At 58.9% G+C, this 20488-nt stretch carries 17 protein-coding genes, 2 pseudogenes and 1 riboswitch; of the genes and pseudogenes, 7 read left to right on the forward strand and 12 right to left on the reverse strand.

Annotation, left to right across the window (positions count from 1 at the left end; all coding sequences use genetic code 11):
• Positions 1-49: 49 nt before the first annotated feature.
• The 3 genes from EXY20_RS28160 to EXY20_RS28170 all read right to left on the reverse strand — a co-directional run bounded on the left by EXY20_RS28160 (position 50) and on the right by EXY20_RS28170 (position 3629).
• Positions 50-1642 carry a type 2 periplasmic-binding domain-containing protein gene (locus EXY20_RS28160; protein ID WP_135555494.1) on the reverse strand — a complete coding sequence of 531 codons (1593 nt, stop codon included), beginning with the start codon at positions 1640-1642 and terminating at the stop codon, positions 50-52.
• 70 nt (positions 1643-1712) lie between these two features.
• A complete protein-coding gene (locus EXY20_RS28165) occupies positions 1713-2585 on the reverse strand; it encodes a carbohydrate ABC transporter permease (protein ID WP_135555495.1) in 873 nt (290 codons plus the stop codon).
• Between the two features lie 33 nt (positions 2586-2618).
• The gene (locus EXY20_RS28170) at positions 2619-3629 is read right to left on the reverse strand and encodes an ABC transporter permease (protein WP_235886236.1); all 1011 of its coding nucleotides are present in this window, start codon (positions 3627-3629) and stop codon (positions 2619-2621) included.
• Between the two features lie 34 nt (positions 3630-3663).
• Here EXY20_RS28170 and EXY20_RS39215 point away from each other — a divergent pair, with 34 nt between their 5' ends.
• Entirely contained in the window at positions 3664-3828 is a 165-nt protein-coding gene (locus EXY20_RS39215) for a hypothetical protein (protein WP_167859576.1), read from the forward strand.
• 53 nt (positions 3829-3881) lie between these two features.
• A complete protein-coding gene (locus EXY20_RS28175; RefSeq protein ID WP_135555497.1) occupies positions 3882-5216 on the forward strand; it encodes a hypothetical protein in 1335 nt (444 codons plus the stop codon).
• 662 nt (positions 5217-5878) lie between these two features.
• Here the strand turns inward: EXY20_RS28175 and EXY20_RS28180 are convergent.
• From EXY20_RS28180 to EXY20_RS40085, 7 genes and pseudogenes are all read right to left on the reverse strand, one after another.
• Entirely contained in the window at positions 5879-7516 is a 1638-nt protein-coding gene (locus tag EXY20_RS28180) for a diguanylate cyclase (protein ID WP_135555499.1), read from the reverse strand.
• Positions 7513-9405 (reverse strand): SpoIIE family protein phosphatase, encoded by a 1893-nt coding sequence (locus EXY20_RS28185; protein ID WP_167859577.1) that lies wholly within the window; start codon positions 9403-9405, stop codon positions 7513-7515. The genes EXY20_RS28180 and EXY20_RS28185 overlap by 4 nt, the downstream gene beginning before the upstream one ends.
• A gap of 22 nt (positions 9406-9427) precedes the next feature.
• Positions 9428-9817 (reverse strand): DUF1987 domain-containing protein, encoded by a 390-nt coding sequence (locus tag EXY20_RS28190; protein ID WP_135555503.1) that lies wholly within the window; start codon positions 9815-9817, stop codon positions 9428-9430.
• 100 nt (positions 9818-9917) lie between these two features.
• Entirely contained in the window at positions 9918-10469 is a 552-nt protein-coding gene (locus EXY20_RS28195; protein ID WP_135555504.1) for a SiaB family protein kinase, read from the reverse strand.
• Between the two features lie 172 nt (positions 10470-10641).
• The gene (locus EXY20_RS28200) at positions 10642-11094 is read right to left on the reverse strand and encodes a VanZ family protein (RefSeq protein WP_135555506.1); all 453 of its coding nucleotides are present in this window, start codon (positions 11092-11094) and stop codon (positions 10642-10644) included.
• A 51-nt stretch (positions 11095-11145) separates the two neighbouring features.
• Positions 11146-11619: pseudogene (locus EXY20_RS40080) on the reverse strand (nuclease-related domain-containing protein); the annotation flags it as partial.
• 21 nt (positions 11620-11640) lie between these two features.
• Positions 11641-12240 (reverse strand): annotated as a pseudogene (locus tag EXY20_RS40085) (DedA family protein); the annotation flags it as partial.
• A gap of 165 nt (positions 12241-12405) precedes the next feature.
• On the opposite strand from EXY20_RS40085, the gene EXY20_RS28210 reads away from it, so the two are divergent.
• Positions 12406-12600 carry a hypothetical protein gene (locus tag EXY20_RS28210; protein ID WP_135555510.1) on the forward strand — a complete coding sequence of 65 codons (195 nt, stop codon included), beginning with the start codon at positions 12406-12408 and terminating at the stop codon, positions 12598-12600.
• 88 nt (positions 12601-12688) lie between these two features.
• Here the strand turns inward: EXY20_RS28210 and EXY20_RS28215 are convergent, their stop codons facing one another.
• Complete coding sequence (locus EXY20_RS28215) at positions 12689-13654, reverse strand: aldolase catalytic domain-containing protein (RefSeq protein ID WP_135555511.1); 966 nt, start codon at positions 13652-13654, stop codon at positions 12689-12691.
• 124 nt (positions 13655-13778) lie between these two features.
• Here EXY20_RS28215 and EXY20_RS28220 point away from each other — a divergent pair, with 124 nt between their 5' ends.
• Positions 13779-14093, forward strand: coding sequence for a dehydrogenase (locus EXY20_RS28220; protein WP_135555513.1), 315 nt, complete (start codon positions 13779-13781; stop codon positions 14091-14093).
• Between the two features lie 11 nt (positions 14094-14104).
• On the opposite strand, the gene EXY20_RS28225 is transcribed toward EXY20_RS28220, so the two are convergent.
• Positions 14105-15010: an ATP-binding protein gene (locus tag EXY20_RS28225; protein ID WP_167859578.1), complete on the reverse strand. Its 906-nt coding sequence runs from the start codon at positions 15008-15010 to the stop codon at positions 14105-14107.
• A 161-nt stretch (positions 15011-15171) separates the two neighbouring features.
• Positions 15172-15369: riboswitch (cobalamin riboswitch) on the forward strand.
• 170 nt (positions 15370-15539) lie between these two features.
• On the opposite strand from EXY20_RS28225, the gene metE reads away from it, so the two are divergent.
• The 3 genes from metE to EXY20_RS28240 all read left to right on the forward strand — a co-directional run bounded on the left by metE (position 15540) and on the right by EXY20_RS28240 (position 20488).
• Positions 15540-17831: a 5-methyltetrahydropteroyltriglutamate--homocysteine S-methyltransferase gene (metE, locus tag EXY20_RS28230; protein ID WP_135555516.1), complete on the forward strand. Its 2292-nt coding sequence runs from the start codon at positions 15540-15542 to the stop codon at positions 17829-17831.
• 212 nt (positions 17832-18043) lie between these two features.
• Positions 18044-18259 carry a hypothetical protein gene (locus EXY20_RS28235; RefSeq protein ID WP_135555518.1) on the forward strand — a complete coding sequence of 72 codons (216 nt, stop codon included), beginning with the start codon at positions 18044-18046 and terminating at the stop codon, positions 18257-18259.
• A 21-nt stretch (positions 18260-18280) separates the two neighbouring features.
• Positions 18281-20488 carry a helix-turn-helix domain-containing protein gene (locus EXY20_RS28240; protein WP_135555519.1) on the forward strand — a complete coding sequence of 736 codons (2208 nt, stop codon included), beginning with the start codon at positions 18281-18283 and terminating at the stop codon, positions 20486-20488.

Raw genomic sequence — 20488 nt, forward strand, 5'->3', positions numbered from 1 at the left:
AAGCAACCGCCAAAGAGGAACCCGCATCCGGTTCCTCTTCGGTTTCGCGCTATTTGAGAATGCCTTGCTCCTTAAGCTGCCGGGCGTAATTCGCCAGCAAGCCGTCCAGCTTGAATTTGTCCTGCAGCGTCTTCACGTAGCTGTCCCAGTTAGCAAGCGGCTCCTTGCCGGTGACGAATTTGAGCAGCATTTCGTTCATGTATTTGTCCCGGTCGGCCGTCAGCGTGTCGTTCGGATCGGGCACGAGGAACGGTTTGACGTTGTTCGGATGCATGTACTTCTTGTTCAGGCTCCAGTATTCGAGCGTTTTCGGATTCGTCGCCGCAAAATAGACCGGGTCGTCGCCGCGCCGGACGAACGCCCAGTGCTTCACCCACCAAATTTCCTGCGCGTCGAATTTGTCCGTCTGCACCGGCTTGCCGTTCACTTCTTTCCAGCCGATATCCTTGATCCCCCACGCCATCAGCGGATAAATGTCCTTGTCCGTGTACATGTACTCCAGCATTTCGACGATGCGCTGCGCCTTCTCCGGATCGGCCGCCGCCTTTTTCGACACGGACCAGATGTTGCTCTGGAACACGTCGAGGTCAAGCCACTGGTCGCCGCGCGGCCCTTTAGGCGGATCGATCGTGACCCAGTCGGGCACGGAGCCGCCCATTTGCTTCATCTTCTCCTGGTAAGCCGGCTCCATCCGCCGCCAGTCGTGAATGATGATGCCGGACTTTCCCTGGAACATTTTGTCATCGTGCGTGGAGAAAATGTTGTCCGTCACCCAGTCGGGATCGATGTATTTTTCGCTGATAATGGTATTGACGTATGCCAGCGCTTCTTTCATCCGCGGGTCGGTGTTGTGGAACACGATCTGGTTGTTCTGCACGTCGACCATGCCCGGATAAACGCCGAACAACCAGAACAGCTTGTCGAGCCCGAGCGCAAACAGGCCGTCCTTGGTCAAACCGCCGATGAAGCCGTACGTGTCGTTTTTGCCGTTGCCGTCCGGATCGTTCAGCGTAAACGCCTTCATCACGTTCAGCAGCTCGCCGGTCGTCGTCGGCGGCTTCAGGTTCAGCTTTTGCAGCCAGTCGTTCCGAATCCAATAGCCGTTTTTGCCGGTTACGTCCTCGATGTTGGGCACGCCGATCGTTTTGCCTTTGTACGTCATCTGCAACCAACGATCCTTGCTGTAGTAGTTCATCAGCGTCGGCGTTTTCTTCAAGTAGTCGTCGAGCGTTGCGATCGAGCCCTGTTCGTAATACTTGATCGCCGAGCCCCTCGTCGTGCTGATCAGATCGGGCGTGTCGCCGCTGGCGATCAGCGCGTTCAGCTTCGCTTCGGTCTGCTCCGGCGCAAAAATAAGCTCGATATCGACGTTCAGCTTCTTTTCGATCATTTGCATGATCGGGTCCTTCTCCTTCGGCACATGCGGCGCATCGGGCCGCAGGCCGGGATTGAAGATGCTGATTTTGATCTTTTTCCGTTCCGTTTCCTTCGGCTGCACGCTGGCGGAAGCCGCCGCCGAGCCGGAAGGCGCAACCGTTGCAGCCGAGCCGGACGGCTTGCCCGAACCGGACGAGCACGCGGCAAGCGCGGATGACGCCAGAAGCAGCAGCGAAACGAGGACCCCGAACTTTTTTGGACTCATGCCTGTCTCCCCTTCATAAAATCAGTATATATCACGGACGATGTCCGATGATACCTTGCCATCATTTGGCCTAGCCTTTGACCGAACCGAGCAGCATGCCTTTGGCGAAGTGCTTCTGCAGGAAGGGGTACACGACGAGCACCGGCAGCACCGTTGCCATCACCGCCGCCATCTGCACGGACAGCGGGCTTACCGCCTGTGCGTCTTCCGCCGACGCTTCCGCCGAAACGTTCGTTCGACCGAGCAGAATGCCCCGCAGCACGACCTGCAGCGGAAACTTGGTCGAATCATTCAAATACAGAATCGCGTCGAAAAAGCTGTTCCAGTGCCCCACCGCAAAAAACAGCGACAGCGACACGATCACCGGCAGCGACAGCGGTACGACGAAACGGACGAGGATGAACCATTCGCCGGCGCCGTCCAGGCGCACCGATTCGAACAATTCCTCCGGCAGCTGCTCGATGAACCCCTTCATCACGATCAAATAAAACGCGCTTACCAGCCCCGGCACGATGAGTGCCCAGACGGTGTTGACGAGCCCCAGGCTCTTGACCAGCAAATAATGCGGGATCATGCCGCCGCTGAACACGATCGTGAAAATGATGTAAAGCAGAAACGCGCTGCGCAGCGGCAAGGTCCGACGGGCAAGCGGATAAGCGGTCAGCGTCGTAAACAACATGTTGAGCGCCGTGCCGACCAGCGTGATAAACAGCGTAATCTTGTAGGCGCTCACCACGACGGTGCCGGCGAGCAGCTCGCGGTAAGCGGCCAACGTCGGATGAAGCGGCAGCAGCACAATGCCCCGTTGCAGCACCTCTTCGATCGGCGTTAACGACACGCTGACCACATACAGGAAAGGCAGCGTGCAAACGAGCGCAAACACGGCGAGCAGCGAGGCGCTGGCGATGCCGAACGTTCGTTCCGCGGCGGTCAAGTTTCGCATTCGTTGTTCCTCCCGAACGGAAGCGGCGTTGCGCTACCAGATTTGCGAATCGAGCTTCTTGGCGAATTGGTTGGCGGCGAGCACCAGCACAAGGCCGATGGCCGACTTGAACAGCCCGACGGCGGAGGCAAGGCCGATTTGCATTTCCTGCAGGCCGACGCGGTATACCCAGGTGTCGATGATGTCCGCTTTCTCCGAATTGAAGGCATTCGCCATCATGAACACTTGATCGAAGCCGACATCGAGAATGTGGCTGAGCCGCAGCACCAGCATGACGACCACAATGTTGCGGATGCCGGGCAGCGTCACGTGCCAGATCAGCCGCAGCGGCGAGGCGCCGTCCACCCGCGCGGCCTCGTACAGATGCGGATCGATCGCGGCCAGCGCGGCCAAATAAATAATCGCGCCCCAGCCGGCTCCCTGCCAAATATCCGAACCGACGAGCAGCGGCCGAATCCACGACGGCTCCGTCAGGAACGAAACGGCCGGCAGTCCCGCGTGTTTCAGCAGCTGGTTGATCAGGCCGTCGCCCGGCGCCATCAGCGCCATCATGATGCCGTAAATGATGACCCACGACATGAAATGCGGCACGTAGGTCATCGTTTGGATAACCCGCTTGAACCACGCCCGCCTCACCTGGTCGAGCAGCAGCGCCAGCAAGATCGGCGCGGGGAAGCCGAACACCAGCTTGTACAGGGAGATGACGACGGTGTTGCCGATGATTTGTGCTGCATAGACGCCGTTAAAGAAGCGGGTAAAATTGCCCCAACCGATCCAGTCGCTGCCCCAAATGCCGGCTTCGAGGTTGTACTTCTGGAAGGCGATGGCGATGCCGCCCATCGGCACGTATTTGAACAAGGTAAAATAGACGAGGCCGGGTATCAGCATCACCAGCAGCGTGCGATGTTTCGCCAGCCGTTTGGCCAGCCGGTTGGCGTTCGGTCCGGCACCGGCCGTGGCGGCGCTGCGTGAAGAATCGGACGGTGGCTGCATCGCGGCTTCGGCGGCCGGGCTCACGGTGCTTGCGGGACTTGATCGGTTCATCCGGCGGTTGCTCCTCTCTTGCGGTGTAAGCCAAGTGTATCAGGCCAAATTTGCGCAAAGTCCCAATTTTTTCGGCGATTGCTCCAATAAATTCGGCATCGGCTGCCGGTGCGTCGCGGTGGCGGCGGCAGTTCCCGAAAGTTTTGGAGCATTTGCCGAAAATCGTGGAAACCGCGGCGGCGATGCCCTGCTATCGTAAAATGGACGGCGCCCGGGAGGCGCCAACTTGCGACAATCAGGGAGGCTGGAAGCATGGAAGCAAGGCAAACTGCGCTGCCGCACGATGCGGCAGCGCTGGCGGTTGACCGCGCGCATGAAGAAATTTGGCGGCGGTTCGTCCACTGGCCGGACGATCACGATTGCGGCATCGTGCTCGATTACGCCGATCTCGACGGCAGCGTGCCGCTGCCGACGCCGGAAGAATGCCGGCTTGGCAAACCTAACGCGCTCGCTTGGTGGAGCCCGCCGGAGAACGGCGCTTTTTTTAATGGACTGTACTTGGATGGGCTGCTTAATCGCTGGCAAACGACCGGCGACGAACAGGCGCGGCTTCGGGCCAAGCAAATCGCCCGCGGACTGGTTCGGCTGGCCGAAGTGGGCAACACGCCGGGATTTATTGCCCGGGGAATAGGTGCGGACGGGGCCGGCCATCACTTGATCGGCTCCGACGATCAGACGATTCCCTGGTTCTACGGAATGTGGAAATACGTCAACAGCGGGTTGTGCGACGAGGAGGAGCGGGGGCGTATTGTCAAGCTGTACGCGGGGACGGCGGAAGCGATTCGCGCCGGCGGCTGGCGCATGCCGTGCGACCGCCAAGGCTATGCGTATCGCGGCACTTTCGAGGAGCCGAGCTTCCGCGACGCGGCGCGGCTGCTGTTTATGCTGAAGTCGACAGCTGTGCTTACCGGCGACGCCAAGTGGCAGGAGCTGTACTTGGCGGCTGGCGAGGAAAAGGCTGACGGATCGGACAAGACGCGCTTCGAATGGTGCGCGGGCGGTATTGTCGACGAGCCGGGCTCCTATTACGAAAGCGATCTTCTCACGCCGGCCGTGTGTGCGAGCGGCGTTCACCCGCCGGCGCCGGACCGGCGGTGGCCTTACTGGATTACCGCAAGCTCGCAAGCTGCGCTGCGGGAATTGATGCTGCTGGAGGACGATCCGCAGCGGAAAGCGATGTTTCGGAGCGGCTTGGCCGCCAATGCGCGGCGGGCGTTTGCCTACATTGCAAACGAAGCTTACGTCGCATATGACAACGACAATACGATCCCGTTCGATCCGGACTGGCGTTTCCTTAACGAATGGTGGGAGCCGCAGGAAAGTGTGGCCGACGCGCTGCGGGTGGCGGGCGTGCAGATCCGCGAGTGGAACAAACGTTCACCGCGCAAGCTGTATGAGGGCCAATACATGCGCGAGCCGCTGTTTGCGGCGTGGTTCGTCACGCTGGCCGGCGATCCGGCGCTTGTTGCCGAAGCGCGCGACGCGATCCGCCGGCTGCTGACGCAGTACGAGTGGAGCGGATTGTACTATTCGCTTTTCTTTATCGCGGAGTGTGTCTATTTCGAAGGGTTGCGTCTGGGGTTGTAAGTCGGCTCGGGCACGAGTCGGCGCTGAGCGGACAGAGCAGTTCCGCCAAAAACAATCAAAGAGCACTAACGCTAACCATAAAACAGCCCATACTGTGCGGAACGTCTCCCAACCGCCCTTAACACTTTCATGCCTTTTGTTCCGCTCCATATTGCGAACGGTACAATCAAGCTCTGATTACTCAAGTGCTCCATTGGGAGAGTTGCCAAGTGCAATAGCGGCAGTCTTGCACGAGGGGGGAAGGAGGCGAGGAAACCGGGACGAAGCATATTACGCCGAACAAGTCCCCTTCGCGACCCGCTAGGATGCGGTATGGTGCGAAGACATGGCGTGGAATTGCACAAACTTGCCATTTTCGCATCTCAAGAAGGCACATGCACCGATGCGTAGCGAAATAAGCCATGTTTTATTGCTTATTTCATCAAATATAGGGGAGTGCGACAAAATAGCCAGTGATTTCACTGGCTATTTTGGTTGAAAGGCCCGATTTTAGGGGAGTTGGCGGGAATAGCCAGTGTTTTCACTGGCTATTTTCGCTGCAGCGCTCGAAAAGAGTCAAATAAGCCATTTTCCATTGGCTATTTCGCGGCCCCGCCACCGGAGCGGACCCGCAGCGCATGTTTCATGCGCTATTCCGCCTCCGCCGCCACCGGTGCGGCCCGCTACTCCTGCTCTTGCAGCCAGTCGACGAAGTGTACGGTCAGCCGCGGATCGAACTGCGAGCCGGCGCAGGCGATCAGTTCGTTCAGCGCCTCGTCCTTCGTCAGCGCCGCCTTGTAAATGCGCTCGTGCATCATCGTATCGTAGCTGTCGACGATCGTAAACAGCCGCGACAGGAACGGGATCTCCTCCCCGCCCAGGCGGTATGGATAACCGGTTCCGTCCCAACGCTCATGCAGCGCCAGTATCGCTTCCGCCACCGCCGGCTCGCCAAGCGATTGCGCCAGCCGGTAGCCGGTTTCGCTGTGGCTGCGGATCAGCTCCCACTCCGCTTCGGTCAGCGGCTCGGCTTTGCGCAGCAGCGCTTCCGGCACCAGCACGTTGCCGATATCGTGCAGCGCGGCGAGCAGGCGCAGCGTCTCCATGTCCGCGCTCTTAGGCGACACGCCGACCACTTCGGCGAAGCGCATCGACAGCGCCGTCACCCGTTCGATATGCGCCGACACGTCCGGACCGTCGCTCGGAATCCCGGCCGTCAATTCGCGCAGGAACTGGCGGCGCACCTGCTTGCTTTCAATCAGCTTATGCTTGTACATCTGCTGCTCGGCGAGCATGAAGAGCGAGTCGAACGACATCCGGTCGACGCCCGACGTGGACGCTCCGATCGCCATGCTGATGCGAATCGGATCGGGCATCGTCGCCGCTCCGCTCGCGATAATATCCTGCACCATCTCCGCGCAGGCTGCTTCGTCCGTGCCGGGCAGCAGCATGACGAACTCGTCGCCGCCCCAGCGAATGACGATATCGAGCTCCTTGCTCCGCTGCTGCAAAATTTGCGCGGCGTTTCGCAGCAGCTTGTCGCCCACCTGATGGCCGAATACGTCGTTGGTCAGCTTCAGGCCGTTCATATCGATCACGAGCACGCTCAGCGGCAGCGCGCACGAACGGAACCATTCGCCCATGCGCGTTTCGAGAAAGGTCCGGTTGTAAACGCCGGTAAGTGGATCGTGATAGCTCAAATAGTCGATGCGTTCCCGCGAATGCAGCTGTTCGGTGACGTCGGTCAGCACGCCGATCAGCCGCTCGTCTTCGCCGTTCGGCCCGGTCGGCGCGGGCTTGAAGGCGGCCTGGACCGTTTTGTCGTCGATGAGCAGCTGCTGCGGCAACCGCTGCAGGGCGGCATGCTTCTCCGTCTCCGTCTGCGCGTCAAAATAGCGCTGAAACGCCTCTTCATAAATATGCTGGCGCTCCGGATCGCCGGGCGCGAACAGCGCCGGAATCGGCTGACCGCCGATCCGCCCGCCGAAGATGCGTCGGCACTCCTCGCTAAACGACCGGTCGGCAAGCAAATCCGGGCCGAACGACAGGAAGCCTTGTCCCGCATGATCGAACAACAGCCGGATTTCATCCTCGCGCTGTTTCAGCATCATCCCTTGCGCGTCGCTGATGACGAATATTTTGGACGACCACTTCAACAGTTTGATGTATTCCTCGAGCAAACCGGTGAACTGGCTGCGAACCGAGTCCGGCACGCGTTCGTCCCACAAGTCGAGCTGACGGACGTTGTCTTCGACAACGTTCCACTCCTCTTCGAACATTTGGTTCCGGTTCGTCGTTTGGCGCAGTTTCCCTTCATTCATCGTGTTGCCTCCCCGACTTGGACCTGCTTCCGTTTCGGCTGCAGGGCGAGCACGGTAATGTCGTCCCGCTGCTCCTTGCTTCCCGCATGCTCGCGCAATTGTTGCAGCAGCTCGGTCCTGCAGTTTTCCAGTCCGCTTGCGGCTTGCCCGGCCACTATGGCGGCGAATCGCGTGCGGCCGAACGAATAATCGTTAGCGCCGCCATTCTGGTCGTACCAGCCGTCGGTCGACATGAAGAGCACAAGATCGTCCGTCAGTTCAAGCTGCACATTCGCGTATTCGTACTCGAGCGGCGTACGCCGGTAACCGACGCTTTTGCGGTCGCCTTCGATCCATTCGGCTTCCCCGCCGCGGACGACAAGCAGCGGACAGCGAGCGCCGGCATACAGAACGTGGCTATCTCCTATAAAAAGCAGGCCGATATCGAGGCCGTCGTCGGTATCGCCTTGGCGGGTTTCCTGCCGCAGCGTCCGCTTCAAATGGCGATTGAGCAGCGCCAGCAAACGCGCCGGATCGTCTTGGCATTCATGCTCGGCGATGCGGTTCAGCAGCGACTGCGCCAGCAGCGTCATGAACGCGCCCGGCACGCCATGCCCGGTGCAGTCCGCAACGGCGGCAAGCGTGCCGCCGGACACACGCTTCGCCCAGTAGAAATCTCCTCCAACCAGGTCGCGCGGCTGCCGAATGGCAAAATAAACCGGGAACGCTTCGCGCAGCACGTCCTCGGAATGGAGCACCGAATCCTGGATCCGTTTCGCGTAGGCGATGCCGTCGGTCAATTGCTCATGCTTGAGCGACAGCTCGCGCGTCCGTTCCGCCACCTTCAACTCGAGCTCCTCGTTGTGCCGGAGCGCCCGCTTGTACGGATCGGCCAGCTTGCGCGACACGTAAAAGTAAAACGCCACAATGAGCAGCAGCGAAGCCAGCACCGCCAGCAGCGTATTCGTGCGGATCTTGTGCAGGAACGGCACCGACTCGCTGCGGGGAATCGCAAACACGATATCCAGATCCGCCGATTCGATCGGCCGGCTGATTAAATCGATCGTACCCGTCTGCGCCGTACGATACGTAACGACCTGCGTGTTCGCGAACCCGGCAAACAGCTCGTCCGATACGGCGCCGGGCAATATCGTATTTAGCTTCGTGCCGGCCTGCTCGTACCGGTCGGACAAATAAATCGTGCCTTCGCGGTCGACGAGCCACAGATGGCTTTTGTCGCCGTATTTGAACTGCTGGAACTGCTCGGCCGATTGCTTCAGGCTCAGCCCGACGCCGGTTTCGCCCAGCGCACGTTCGGCGCCGCCGATCAGCGCGTTGACGAACACGAACGTGTCGCCTCGCGCTATGGCGTAATCGAGCACGATTTCAATCGGCTTGCGGTTGTCGACATTGGCGTAGAACCAGGCGTCCTCCGGATCGCTGCGCGACATCGTGCGCAGCACGGTGCCGCCTTCGCCCCAGTAACGGTTGCTCACGGCGCTGACAAGGAACGAGTTGTCGTAGCCGTGTTCGCTCGTAAGCAGCGTCAGCTTGCGCCCCACGACCGCTCCCAGCGCCTCGTCGCGCTCGCCGCCGGCGACCCAGTTGATGACGTTCGGGTCCTCCGCCATAAGCAGCGACGTTTCTTTGGCTTTGCGGATTTGACCGTCTACTTTGGCGGCGATCGAATCGGCCAAATGAAGCAAATCTTTCGTCTTCAGCTTGTCGACCGCCTCGCGCTGCGTTACGGTGTAAACGAGCCAGCCGACGAGCAAAATGGCGAACACGATGACCGCGCCGCCAAACAGCGTTACTTTCGTTACGCTCCGGTCCGGCATCTCCGCAAGCGCCGGCAGCCTGGCCGGCTGTTCGGCGGGAAGCGGAGGCGCCTGTTTCGTTACCCTTTCCATGCGACGCTCCTGGTCCATAGCTTCACGATTCTTCAACCGGAATCAACTCGAACGGCAACTGCAAATCTTCCTTGAATTCTTCCGCGCATTCCAGTTCCCGCTCGTTGTCCGGGTTGTAATACCAGCGAACCGTAACCTGCATGCCGCCGCGATAGGCGTCGTCAAGCTTCTCGAGCAAGATCATGAAACACTTGGTGCTGCTGGTATTCATATAAGGCAGCCGAAGCTCGAAATCGACGGTAAACTGCGCGCTGTTCTCCGCAAGAAAGAGATCCAGCCATTGCAGGATCGGCTCAAAAAATTTGAACGCATTTTCCGGGTAGGCATGGCCGCTGATCAGCAGCTTGCCCGTCGACGGATCGAAATGAATTTTCGGCGTGCTCTTGGATGGTTCGATCATCAGCGTTTCCATAAAGCCTTCCTCCTTCTTGATGCCTGAACGGGCGAAGGTCCGCCCGCGTCGACGGTAGGTTGCATACCCGAGCAGTCCACGAAGTGGACGACCAGGGCTGTTATACGACGGCCTTGAGCATGATGAACGACAAGCCGTCGTTCATCTCGTCAACCGAAAATTCCAGCGGCCGGTTCGCCTTGCGCGCCATATCGATCAGACCGAGTCCGGCGCTGATCGCGCCTTCCGGCAATTCGCGCCGCAGCGATTCCTTGTACAGCTTCTTCAGGCCTGCCTTGTCCAGTCCCGCCATCTCGCGGAGCCGGTTCACGATCGGCGCCAAATCGTCCTGTTCGACCACATTGCCTGCCCAAATGTAGTAGCCTTCCTCGTTGCGGCCGATCGTCACGATGCACGATTGCGAAATTTGCTCGAAGCGGTCGCTTTCGCGTTTGCGGGTGCAGTAGTTTTTGATATTCTGGGTTTGTTCGATAAAGATCGAAAACACATTATATACTTCGTCGTGCGGCCTCTCTTCGCCTTCCATATACGTTTTCACCGCTTGGCCGTATTCTTCGATCAAGCCTTGCGAGAGCTTCCCGGAAAAGCTGATCAGAATGCCTTCCCGCTGCAGCAGCTGCTGCAGTTCGCCCAAAAATCGAAAGCTGCTCATTATGTACCTCCGTCCATTTGCCGCGCGCGATGCGCTTGCTGAACCGATATGCCTATATTACATTATAGCACGCCGACGGTCGTTTGTTGTCGAAAATGGGAAGTTCCGCGCTTGCCGGGGCATGGGGAACATCGGGGAGAGACGGCCGCTCGCGTAACGAAGAAAAGGCGCGTTATCGCCTTGTTCGCCCGCCGCCGGGGGAGCGCAGCATCAGCCGGCCGATCGCGGCGCCAACGAAATTCAGCATAATATCGTCGACGTCGAAGCTCCCCACCCGCGCGAGCAGCTGGATCGATTCGATCGCCAGCAGCAACAGCAGCACGAATGCGATAAAAGGGATCGTCCGCCGCCAACTGGCATGCAGCAGCGGCCCAAAAATGCCGATCGGAATGAATAGGACGATGTTGCCGAACAAATTTTTGAACCAGGTATCGAAGTTGAAATGGTCGTAATGCTCGATGTAGTTGTTGATCGTGCGCAGCGGCACCAGATTATAGCTGAAATACGTACCCCCGGATGACCCGCGCAGGAACAGCAGTTTTATCATGAACAAGGCATACACCGCCGCAAGAAGAAAAACCGCCGCCCGGGGCGGTTTCCGTCTTGTTGTCGTTTTGGTCTGCAACCTGCTCTCCCCTTCCCGCCAATCCCCTGCAAAAACGGGACTTGTGCGGCGTTACCACATCCGTTCGCCGTGCGCTTGAATCACCTTTGCGATCGTGCGCACTTCTTGCGCGTTCAGCTGCCGATTCGTGCGATAATGCGAAATCGTGTCGACGAGCCGGTCGATGGTGACCGCAAGCGCAGCCGAACTTGCGCCGGTCAGCCGAGCGCCCGGATGCGAGAAGCAGACGACGCCGATCACTTCGGCTTCCAGCTTGTTGCCCCGCAGCAGCTCTTTAAGCACATGCTCGCGCCGTTCCTGCTTCGCCTTGAGCTCTTCGTGGCGACCGTCCGCGCCATGTCCGATTGTGGAGTCTTGAATATGAATGTCGCCGTCCCAATTTTTCGTTTCCAGATGGAAAACGCCGTAAGGGCCGACGACGATATGATCGAATTCGAGCACCCCATCTCGCGCCTTGACGCGCAAGCCGTTCAATACCGCATAATCGCCGCCGAGCTTCTGCAGCGCATGCGCCACGTTGCGTTCCCCGACATAACCGGGCGCTTCCGCGCGTTTGTTGCGACGGCTGCGCCATTTCCACACGATGTAGGCGACGGCCAGCACGACGAGGACGCCGAGAATGATTTTCGTAAACGGGGCTTCTTTGTCGCTGATGTCCTGCCAGTTTTCGCCGAGGCTCTTGCCGATCTGGATGAACAGAATCGACCAGGGAATCATCGCCAGCAGCGTATACAGATGGAAGCGCCACATCGACATGCGCGCCATGCCCGCCGGAATCGAAATCGCCTGGCGCACGACGGGAACGAACCGCGCGGCAAAAATGGTAATCGTGCCATAGCGGCGGAACCAGCTCTCGGCCAAATCGAGATGCTTGCCGCTCAGATGCAGATATTTGCCGTATTTCTCCACGAACGGTCTGCCGCCGTAGCGGCCGATCCAATACAGCAGCGTTTGCGCGATCGCATTGCCGAGAATGGCGAACACAACCGCCTCCACATAACCGATGTCGCCCTTGCCGATCAAATAGCCGGCATACGCGAGCACCACTTCGCTTGGAATAATTTCGACCGCCAACCCGAGCATGATGCCCCAATGGCCAAGCCCCACGATAAAATCAAGCACACGATGAATAATTTCCGACAGCATGAATGCCTCGCTTTCCAAGTAGATGGCCACTTTGGTTCATTATCATCCTATTCTATCACAAACCTGTACATTCGAAAAAAGCCGAAAGTCGGACATCCGTTCATGATTGCCCGCCGGCTCGCATACGCTGAAGTAACGACTTTTCCCAAGCGAGGTGACTGTTCGATGGACGCAGGCACATTCTCCGGCATTACCGTCCTTGCGCTTGCCTTCCTCCTGATGGTGGCAACCGTTTGCCTGACGCTCTGGCGCGCGCTGCGGCACGATTCCATGAAGGAAGATTTGCGCACCTTATGGAACCATTACCCGGAGCAAACCCGTACGGAGCTGACGGCGTCGTTCCGCAAGCCGCGCTCCTGAGCATCCGAAACGGCCCGGCCGCAACAAAAAAGCTCCCCTCGCCTGAACCTTGCGGGTTCGGCAAGCGGGAGCCGATGCCTTGTGCGGTTTAATCGCCTTTGGCCGATTGCAGCGTTGTCTCCGGCGAAGTCAGCTTGTCGTAGAACTCGACGAACTCGTCGCGCGCATCGCTGTCGCGCAGCGCCATCGCAACGCGCGGGTGCTCGTTGAGCACGCCGGAAACCATGTAAGGAATAATGTAGCCCCATTCCCATTTCTCGCGGATGGCGAGCATATGGTTCTGAATGACGTCGAGCACGGGACGCAGCTCGTAACGCGTATTCTTCAGGTAGCTGACGAGCAGCTCCGTCGGGCAGTTGCCGGCCGCGCGGCCCATGCCGTACACGGAAGCGTCAAGGAACGCGGCGCCTTTGCTTACGCCGACGAGCGTGTTCGAGAACGCGAGCTGCATGTTGTTGTGCATGTGAATGCCGATCAGCTTGTTCGGCAGCAGCGAACGGAACTTTTCGGTCAGGTAGCCGATGTCCTTGTTGTCCATGCTGCCGTACGAATCGACGACATAAACAACGTCGACCGGGCTGTTCGCAATGTCGCGGAACGCTTCCGTCAGCTCATGCTCCAGCACGTGCGACAGCGCCATAATGTTGAGCGACGTTTCGTATCCCATGCTGTTGAACTTCCTCACCAGCTCAAGTCCCTTGTCCACGTCCTTGATGTAGCATGCGACGCGGATCAGGTCGAGCAAGCTTTCCTCGCGGGGCAGGATGTCGTTCTCGTCCACGCGGCCGATGTCGACAAGCGCCGACAGCTTCGTCTCGAGCTTCTGCGGGATGACTTCCTTCAGAAACTTCTCGTCGAGAAACCGCCACGGCCCCGAGTCGGCGCCTTTCAGCAGCTTCGGCGAGTTTTTGTACCCGATTTCCATATATTCGACACCGGCTGCGTTCAGGTTGCGGTACAAATCGCGGACGAAGTCCACGCTGAAATCCCAATTGTTGACCAACCCGCCGTCCCGAATCGTACAATCCACAATTTTGCAAACGTCTTGACTCATTGTCGAACGCTCCCGTCACTTAAAATCAAATTGCATCCGTTATACCACGCCGCAGTTGCGATTGTCAAATGCAAGACACCCGCATACATTAGGAAAGAAAAACAACACACGGAAGGTGTCCAGCATGAACAAACCCGGCATCGCCAAACACAATCGCGCGCTTCCGAACATCCGCCAGGTCAGGCGGTCCTGCAACCGCGAGCTGTACCGCACGCTCAAGCGCCTCCCCGGCCATATTCCGGCCGATCGCGTAGCCGAGGCGGAGACGATTTATTTTCGCAAGGTGGCGCTGAATTTGCCCTGGATCGTGGAGAACGGCAGCAACCGCAAGCTGCTCGCAGACTGGTGGGAGCGGGAAGTATGCGACGGCATCGCCGAGCTGTGGCAAGTCGAACCGGCGGTGCTGGCCAAAGCGTTCCGCGACGCGTTCGGCGGGTAACTTCGACCGCTTCAGAACGATACCGGCAGCACGATCTCGACGCTTGTGCCTTTGCCCGGCTCGCTGTTGAAGCGGAGCTCTCCTTTGTGGCTGGCGATAATTTGCTGGCAAATCATCAGCCCAAGACCGGTGCCGCCCGGCTTGTTGGTAAAAAAAGGCTCTCCCAGCCGTTTCAACTGGTCCTCCGCCATGCCGCAGCCCTGATCGACAATGCGGATGCGAATGCAATCCGCCGACGCCCGATCGGCCCGAATCGTCACACTGCCCCCTTCCGTCATCGATTCCACAGCGTTTTTGACCAGATTGATCAGCACTTGCTTCAATTGATTGCATTCGCACTTGATCTTCGGCAACCGCTCGTCGATCCGGGCGACGAGCGCGATGCCGCTCATATTCGCCTGCGGCTCGAGCAGATTGACGACGTCGCGCACGATCGCCCCCGAATCGTGAAGTTGAAACTTGATGTTCTGCGGCTTCGACAGGATGAGAAACTCGCTGACGATAAAGTTGATCCGATCCAGCTCGGCCAGCATGATTTCGAGCTGTTCGGGACTGCTTTCCTTCCTCGTCCGCTGCAATTGGACGAATCCGCGCAGCGTCGTCAGCGGATTGCGGATTTCGTGCGCAACGCCGGCCGCCAACTGGCCGATCACGGCAAGCTTCTCCGAGCGCCGCAGCATTTCCTCCGTCTGCGCCAGAAGCTCCCGTTGCTCCATATTGTCGCGAGACAGCCGCCGGACGCGCGAATCGAGCCGGTACAGCATAAGGACGGCGGGCAGAAGCAAAATCAGCATAACGAATCCGGCGTAATCGAAAGGGAGTTTCTCGGCCTTTCCGCAGGCTAAAGCAGCCAGGCACAACGCAACGCCGGTAATCAACACGGCGATCGTTGCCGAACGTTTGAACGTAACCGACATCGGATTATCTCCTGCTTGCATCGTTGGTGCGGATGTACAGAACACCCAATAATCTACATTATTCAACAAAAATCAACAAAGTCCTTTTGCGATCGACCCGGCTGTTGAAAAATATTCATTGCATATTTATTCATTTTTACGTATAATGATGAACGATTGATCAACTAAATAACGAAACAGGTGCATGAGAGCAGGAAATGCTCATGCTTAAAAGGGAAGCCGGTTGCAAATCCGGCGCGGTCCCGCCACTGTAACAGCGGAGTCGCACGCAAGACAGCCACTGGTTCTTCGGAATCGGGAAGGCGGCGGGCGATGTCGATGCTGAAAGCCAGGAGACCTGCCTGTTTCAAGAACACTGCCGGACCTACGGACGATGGGGAGGTGTTATGCGTTTTTGTCGCTTGGACAAAGGCATTTTTCCCGATTTCGTGAAGGAGCGAGCGGGAGGAGTGTCTTTTTTGGCGTTGTTTTGGCGTTGCAAGGAACTCAAACGGACACGATTCAACCTATTTGACAAGGAGGCTTTTCGATGAAATTGAAGCTTGGCAATTTGGGCTACCCGCGCATCGGCGCAAGTCGGGAATGGAAAAAAACGCTGGAGCAGTTCTGGTCCGGCGGCATTGCGGAAGAAGCGTTCGAACAGGAGATGAAACGGCAGCGGCTCGCGATATTGGCCAAGCAGCGCGATGCCGGCGTACAATTCGTGCCGGTCGGCGATTTCAGTTACTACGACAGCATGCTTGACACTTCCGCCATGTTCGGCGTCGTGCCGGAGCGGTTCGGCTATGCGGGCGGCGAAGTGAAGCCGGAGCTTTATTTCGCCATGGCACGGGGCAACCGGACGGCAACCGCCTGCGAAATGACGAAATGGTTCGACACGAACTACCATTATATCGTGCCGGAGCTGACCAAGGATACAGCGTTTGCGCTGGCGGCGAACCGGCCGCTGCAGCTGTTTCTGGAAGCGAAGCAAGAGCTCGGTCTGACCGGCAAACCGGTCATCATCGGGCCGTACACCTACCTGAAGCTGGCCAAAGGGTATGCCAAAGCGGATTTTGCCGTGCTGCTGGAGCGGCTCGTTCCGGTATATGCGCAGGTGCTGCAGGAGCTGCAGGAAGCCGGCGCCGACTGGGTGCAGCTTGACGAACCGGCGCTCGTGACGCTGCAGGACACAAGCGAGCTGGCGTTGTTCGCCGCGGCGTACCGCCGTTTGCTGGAAGCTGCGCCGTCGCTGCGCGTCATGCTGCAAACGTATTTCGGCGCGCTGGACGCCGACGTGCTGGCAGCGGTTGTCTCGTTGCCCGTGCACGGCATCGGGCTCGACTTCGTCCGCGGCCGCGACGCCCATCTCGCCGCGCTGCGCGCAGGCGGCTGGCCGCAGCTGCTCACGCTCGGCGCCGGCGTCATCGACGGCCGCAACATCTGGCGCGCCGATCTGGCGGACGCGCTGGCGCTCGTGCGCGACATCGCCGCCATCGTGCCGGCGGACCGGCTGATCGTACAGCCGTCGTGCAGCCTGCTGCACGTGCCGATTTCGCGCGCCGGGGAAGCGTTGCTGCCGGCTGCGCTGGCGCAAGCGCTCAGCTTCGCCGACGAGAAGCTGCAGGAGCTGGCGCTGCTTGCCGCCGCGTTCGAAGGCGACGAAGCGGCGAACGCCGGCTTGGCGGCCAGCGGCGAAGCGCTCGCGGCGCTGGCGCAATTGCGCGCCGCAAGCCGGGTGGCGGCGGACGTCACCGGGGCGGCGGATGCCGTGACGCGGCGCAGCCCGGGTTTTGCCGCGCGGCAGGAGCTGCAGCAGCGCAAGTGGCAGCTGCCGCCGCTGCCGACGACGACGATCGGCAGCTTCCCGCAGACGCCGGACATTCGCAAGGCGCGCCAGAGCTGGCGCAAGGGCGACTGGACGAAGGAGCAGTACGACGCGTTCATCCAGGGCCACATCCGCAAGTGGATATCCCTGCAGGAGGACATCGGGCTTGACGTGCTCGTTCACGGCGAATTCGAAAGGACCGACATGGTCGAATTTTTTGGCGAGAAGCTTGGCGGCTTCGCCTTTACGGCGAACGGCTGGGTGCAATCGTACGGCTCGCGCTGCGTCAAACCGCCGGTCATTTACGCCGACGTCCGGTTCACCGGGCCGATGACGGTGGCGGAGAGCGCCTTCGCCCAGACGCTGACCCCCAAACCGGTCAAAGGCATGCTGACGGGGCCGGTGACGATTCTGAACTGGTCGTTCGTGCGCGATGACATTCCGCGGCGCGAAACGACGTACCAGATCGCGGCGGCGCTGCGGCAGGAAATCGAGGCGCTGGAAGCGGCAGGCGTGCGCATGATCCAGGTCGACGAGCCGGCGCTGCGCGAAGGCTTGCCGCTCAAGCCAAGCGAGCGCGACGCCTATCTCGGCTGGGCGGTCGAAGCGTTCCGCCGGGCAACGTCGTCCGTGCGCCCGGACACGCAAATTCACACGCACATGTGCTATTGCGAGTTCCACGATATGATCGACGCGATTTCGGCGCTGGACGCCGACGTCATTTCGATCGAAACGTCGCGCAGCCACGGCGAGTTGATCGGCGCGTTCGAATCGAACACGTATGACAAAGGCATCGGGCTCGGCGTCTACGACATCCACAGCCCGCGCGTGCCGGACGCGGAAGAGATGCTGAAGATGATCGAACGCGCGCTGCGGGTGCTGCCGGACCGGCTGTTCTGGATCAACCCGGACTGCGGCCTGAAAACGCGCGGCGAAACGGAAACGGTCGCGGCGCTGCGCAACATGGTGCAAGCGGCGCAGACGGCGCGCGAACAACTCGGCGCTGGCGTGTAAACGGCTTATGATTTGCCAGACCCTCGCCTTTCGTTTGCAGACGAACCTTGACGGTTCGACTGCTTTCGAAGGGAGCGGGTCTTTTTCCGCTCGCAGGGCGCGGGCGGCCAACCCGCCGTCCGGATGACGCCCTCTTTTCAAGACAATTAATAGTCGCTCCCGCAAGCCCGGATTTACCATTCATTCCTTGACATTCCCGGAGGCCTGTCATTATGATACAACCAAACGAGGCAGCCGCTGTCGGTGCGGCCCGGAACGATGAAAGCGATTACATGAAATCGGGTGATGGCGTGGCAATGTTGCGGCAAATTTGGAATAAACGGCAAAGCATCCGGTTCGCCTGGCTGATCTCCTACTGCATCATCCTTCTTCTGCCCATCTGCATCAGCTACGTCGTATACCGCCAATTCAGCGCCACGCTGGAATAGGAAATTCAGCAGGCCAACAACGTGCTGCTGACCCAACTGCGGGATACGATGGACAATCAGGTGTCGGATATCAAGCGCCTCAGCACCGAGCTGATGTGGAATCCGCGCATACAGGAGCTGTTCTACAGCAGCAAATACGTGCGCAAGGATTATTTGTACGACCTGTACAAAGCGACGCAGGACTTGTTCGTCAATCAATCCACTTACCCTTCGATAAGCGACTTTTATATTTATTGGAACACGGCGCAAACGGCGATTTTGCCCAAACGTTATTTGGAAGGGGACGGCGTTTATGACGATTTTTACGGCAATGCCGACTTTTCCGTCTCGGAGTGGCAAGCGCTCGTCCGGCGCACCGACTTGCGCGATTTCATCACCATCGGCCAAACCGGCAAAGACAATCGGCGCAAAGCCTATTTGACGTTTTTCAATTCTTATCCGGTATCTTCGGACGGCCAGCCCGTCGCCACCAACGTCATCATGGTAGATGCCGCCAAAGTGCTGAATCTGCTCGAACGGACGCAGCTGTTCCGTGACGGTACGATCATGATATTGGACAAATCGAACAACGTGCTGATGTCGAGCGCCGACAAACCCGATCTGTCGTTCACCGCAAACGGCGAATTTGCCGCAGACAGCCTGTACTTCCACGGCACTTACAACGGCGAGGATTCCTTGTTTTTCTCCGCCCGCTCGACCAATTCCGATCTGCGGTACGTTTCCGTCATCCCCACGCGCGTCATTTTCAAACGGATGATTACGACGCGCAATACAACCGTGCTCGGCCTGACGTTCAGCCTGATGGCCGGGCTTGTTCTGGTCTGGCTGTTCATCCGGCGCAACTATTCGCCGATTCGTTCGCTGATCGGTTCGCTGCGCGTCGAGCCGAACGCGGCGGCGGCCAAAGAAACGAACGAATACAGGCTCATCCAGGGTGTCATCAGCCACACGCTGAGCGAGCAGGAAAAAATGAACTTCCGCCTGCAGCAGCAAAACACGATGCTGCGCTCGAACTTTCTCGGCAAGCTGCTGCGCGGCAAGCTGGATGAACAGCCGGCGCTGGACGATGCGCTCGCCTCTTACGGCATGAGCTTCAGCGGCGATCAATTTGCGGTTATCCTGTTCTATCTGGAAGATTACGCCGCCTACTTCGCAAGTCTCGGCGATATGCGGGAAGGCGATAAGGAGAAGCTGCTGGCGCTGGTCGTCTTCAACGTGACGGAGGAGCTGGCCAACCGCAATAGCCGGTCGTACATGACCGAAACGGGCGATATGTTCGCCTGTCTCGTCAATGTTGGCGGAGACGATCGCGAGAAGGGAGCGATGCGGCGCATTGCCGAAGAAGCCCGCAGCTTCCTGCGCAAGCATTACCAAATTGAAATGACCGTCTCCGTAAGCCGCATCCACAGCACCGTGCTCGGCATCGCCCAGGCATACCGGGAAGCGCTCGACGCGATGGAATACAAAATGATTACGGGCGACGGCAGCGTCATCGCCTTCGAGGACATCCGGGCGGCATCCGGACAAATGCCGCATGCGAGCTTCTACTACCCCGTTCAGGTGGAGCAAACGCTCATCAACTACGTGAAAATCGGCGAATACGAAAAAGCGAAGATAACGCTCGACGAGGTCATCGCGCGCAACATCGGCGCCCCGGCGGTATCGGTGCCTCTCGCCAAGTGCCTCATGTTCAATGTCATCAACACGATGATCCGGGCGGTAAGCGAGCTCGGCGGCATGGACCACGAGCGGCTCAGCACGAATGCGGTCGCCGTCGAGTCGCTGCTGCATTGCCAGACGATTCCGGAAATGCAGACAAGCATCAACCGCTTTCTGCAGGAAGTATGCGACTTTACGAATGAAAAGAAACGGCTTCAGCAGCAGACGGTCAGACAGCAGCAGCTGCACAAGCTCAGCGAGGACATCAAAACGTTCGTCGAACGGCGTTACGACGATCCGAATATGAACATTACGATGGTCGGCGAGCATTTCCGGATGAAATACACCTATTTGTCCAAACTGTTCAAGGACGAAACCGGCATCGGGCTGCTCGACTACATGAACCGGGTCCGCATCGACAAGGCGAAGGAGCATTTGCTGAGGGAGGGCGTCGCCGTTCACGAAGCGGCGTCCAGAGTCGGTTACAACGACGTGAACGTATTCATTCGCGCATTCAAAAAACAGACCGGGCTGACGCCGGGGCAATTCAAGGAAGCCGATCGCGGATGA

The sequence above is a fragment of the Paenibacillus cymbidii genome (assembly GCF_004764705.1).
GTDB classification, from domain to species: domain Bacteria; phylum Bacillota; class Bacilli; order Paenibacillales; family NBRC-103111; genus Paenibacillus_AN; species Paenibacillus_AN cymbidii.

Bases quoted from the DNA above. Each gene is read 5' to 3' on its own strand.
- EXY20_RS28235 (WP_135555518.1), top strand. From the start codon at position 18,044: ATGATACAACCAAACGAGGCAGCCGCTGTCGGTGCGGCCCGGAACGAT.
- EXY20_RS28175 (WP_135555497.1), top strand. From the start codon at position 3,882: ATGGAAGCAAGGCAAACTGCGCTGCCGCACGATGCGGCAGCGCTGGCG.
- EXY20_RS28165 (WP_135555495.1), bottom strand. From the start codon at position 2,585: ATGCGAAACTTGACCGCCGCGGAACGAACGTTCGGCATCGCCAGCGCC.
- EXY20_RS28225 (WP_167859578.1), bottom strand. From the start codon at position 15,010: ATGTCGGTTACGTTCAAACGTTCGGCAACGATCGCCGTGTTGATTACC.
- metE (WP_135555516.1), top strand. From the start codon at position 15,540: ATGAAATTGAAGCTTGGCAATTTGGGCTACCCGCGCATCGGCGCAAGT.
- EXY20_RS28220 (WP_135555513.1), top strand. From the start codon at position 13,779: ATGAACAAACCCGGCATCGCCAAACACAATCGCGCGCTTCCGAACATC.
- EXY20_RS28215 (WP_135555511.1), bottom strand. From the start codon at position 13,654: ATGAGTCAAGACGTTTGCAAAATTGTGGATTGTACGATTCGGGACGGC.
- EXY20_RS28210 (WP_135555510.1), top strand. From the start codon at position 12,406: ATGGACGCAGGCACATTCTCCGGCATTACCGTCCTTGCGCTTGCCTTC.
- EXY20_RS28195 (WP_135555504.1), bottom strand. From the start codon at position 10,469: ATGAGCAGCTTTCGATTTTTGGGCGAACTGCAGCAGCTGCTGCAGCGG.
- EXY20_RS28180 (WP_135555499.1), bottom strand. From the start codon at position 7,516: ATGAATGAAGGGAAACTGCGCCAAACGACGAACCGGAACCAAATGTTC.
- EXY20_RS28190 (WP_135555503.1), bottom strand. From the start codon at position 9,817: ATGGAAACGCTGATGATCGAACCATCCAAGAGCACGCCGAAAATTCAT.
- EXY20_RS28160 (WP_135555494.1), bottom strand. From the start codon at position 1,642: ATGAGTCCAAAAAAGTTCGGGGTCCTCGTTTCGCTGCTGCTTCTGGCG.
- EXY20_RS28185 (WP_167859577.1), bottom strand. From the start codon at position 9,405: ATGGAAAGGGTAACGAAACAGGCGCCTCCGCTTCCCGCCGAACAGCCG.
- EXY20_RS28170 (WP_235886236.1), bottom strand. From the start codon at position 3,629: ATGAACCGATCAAGTCCCGCAAGCACCGTGAGCCCGGCCGCCGAAGCC.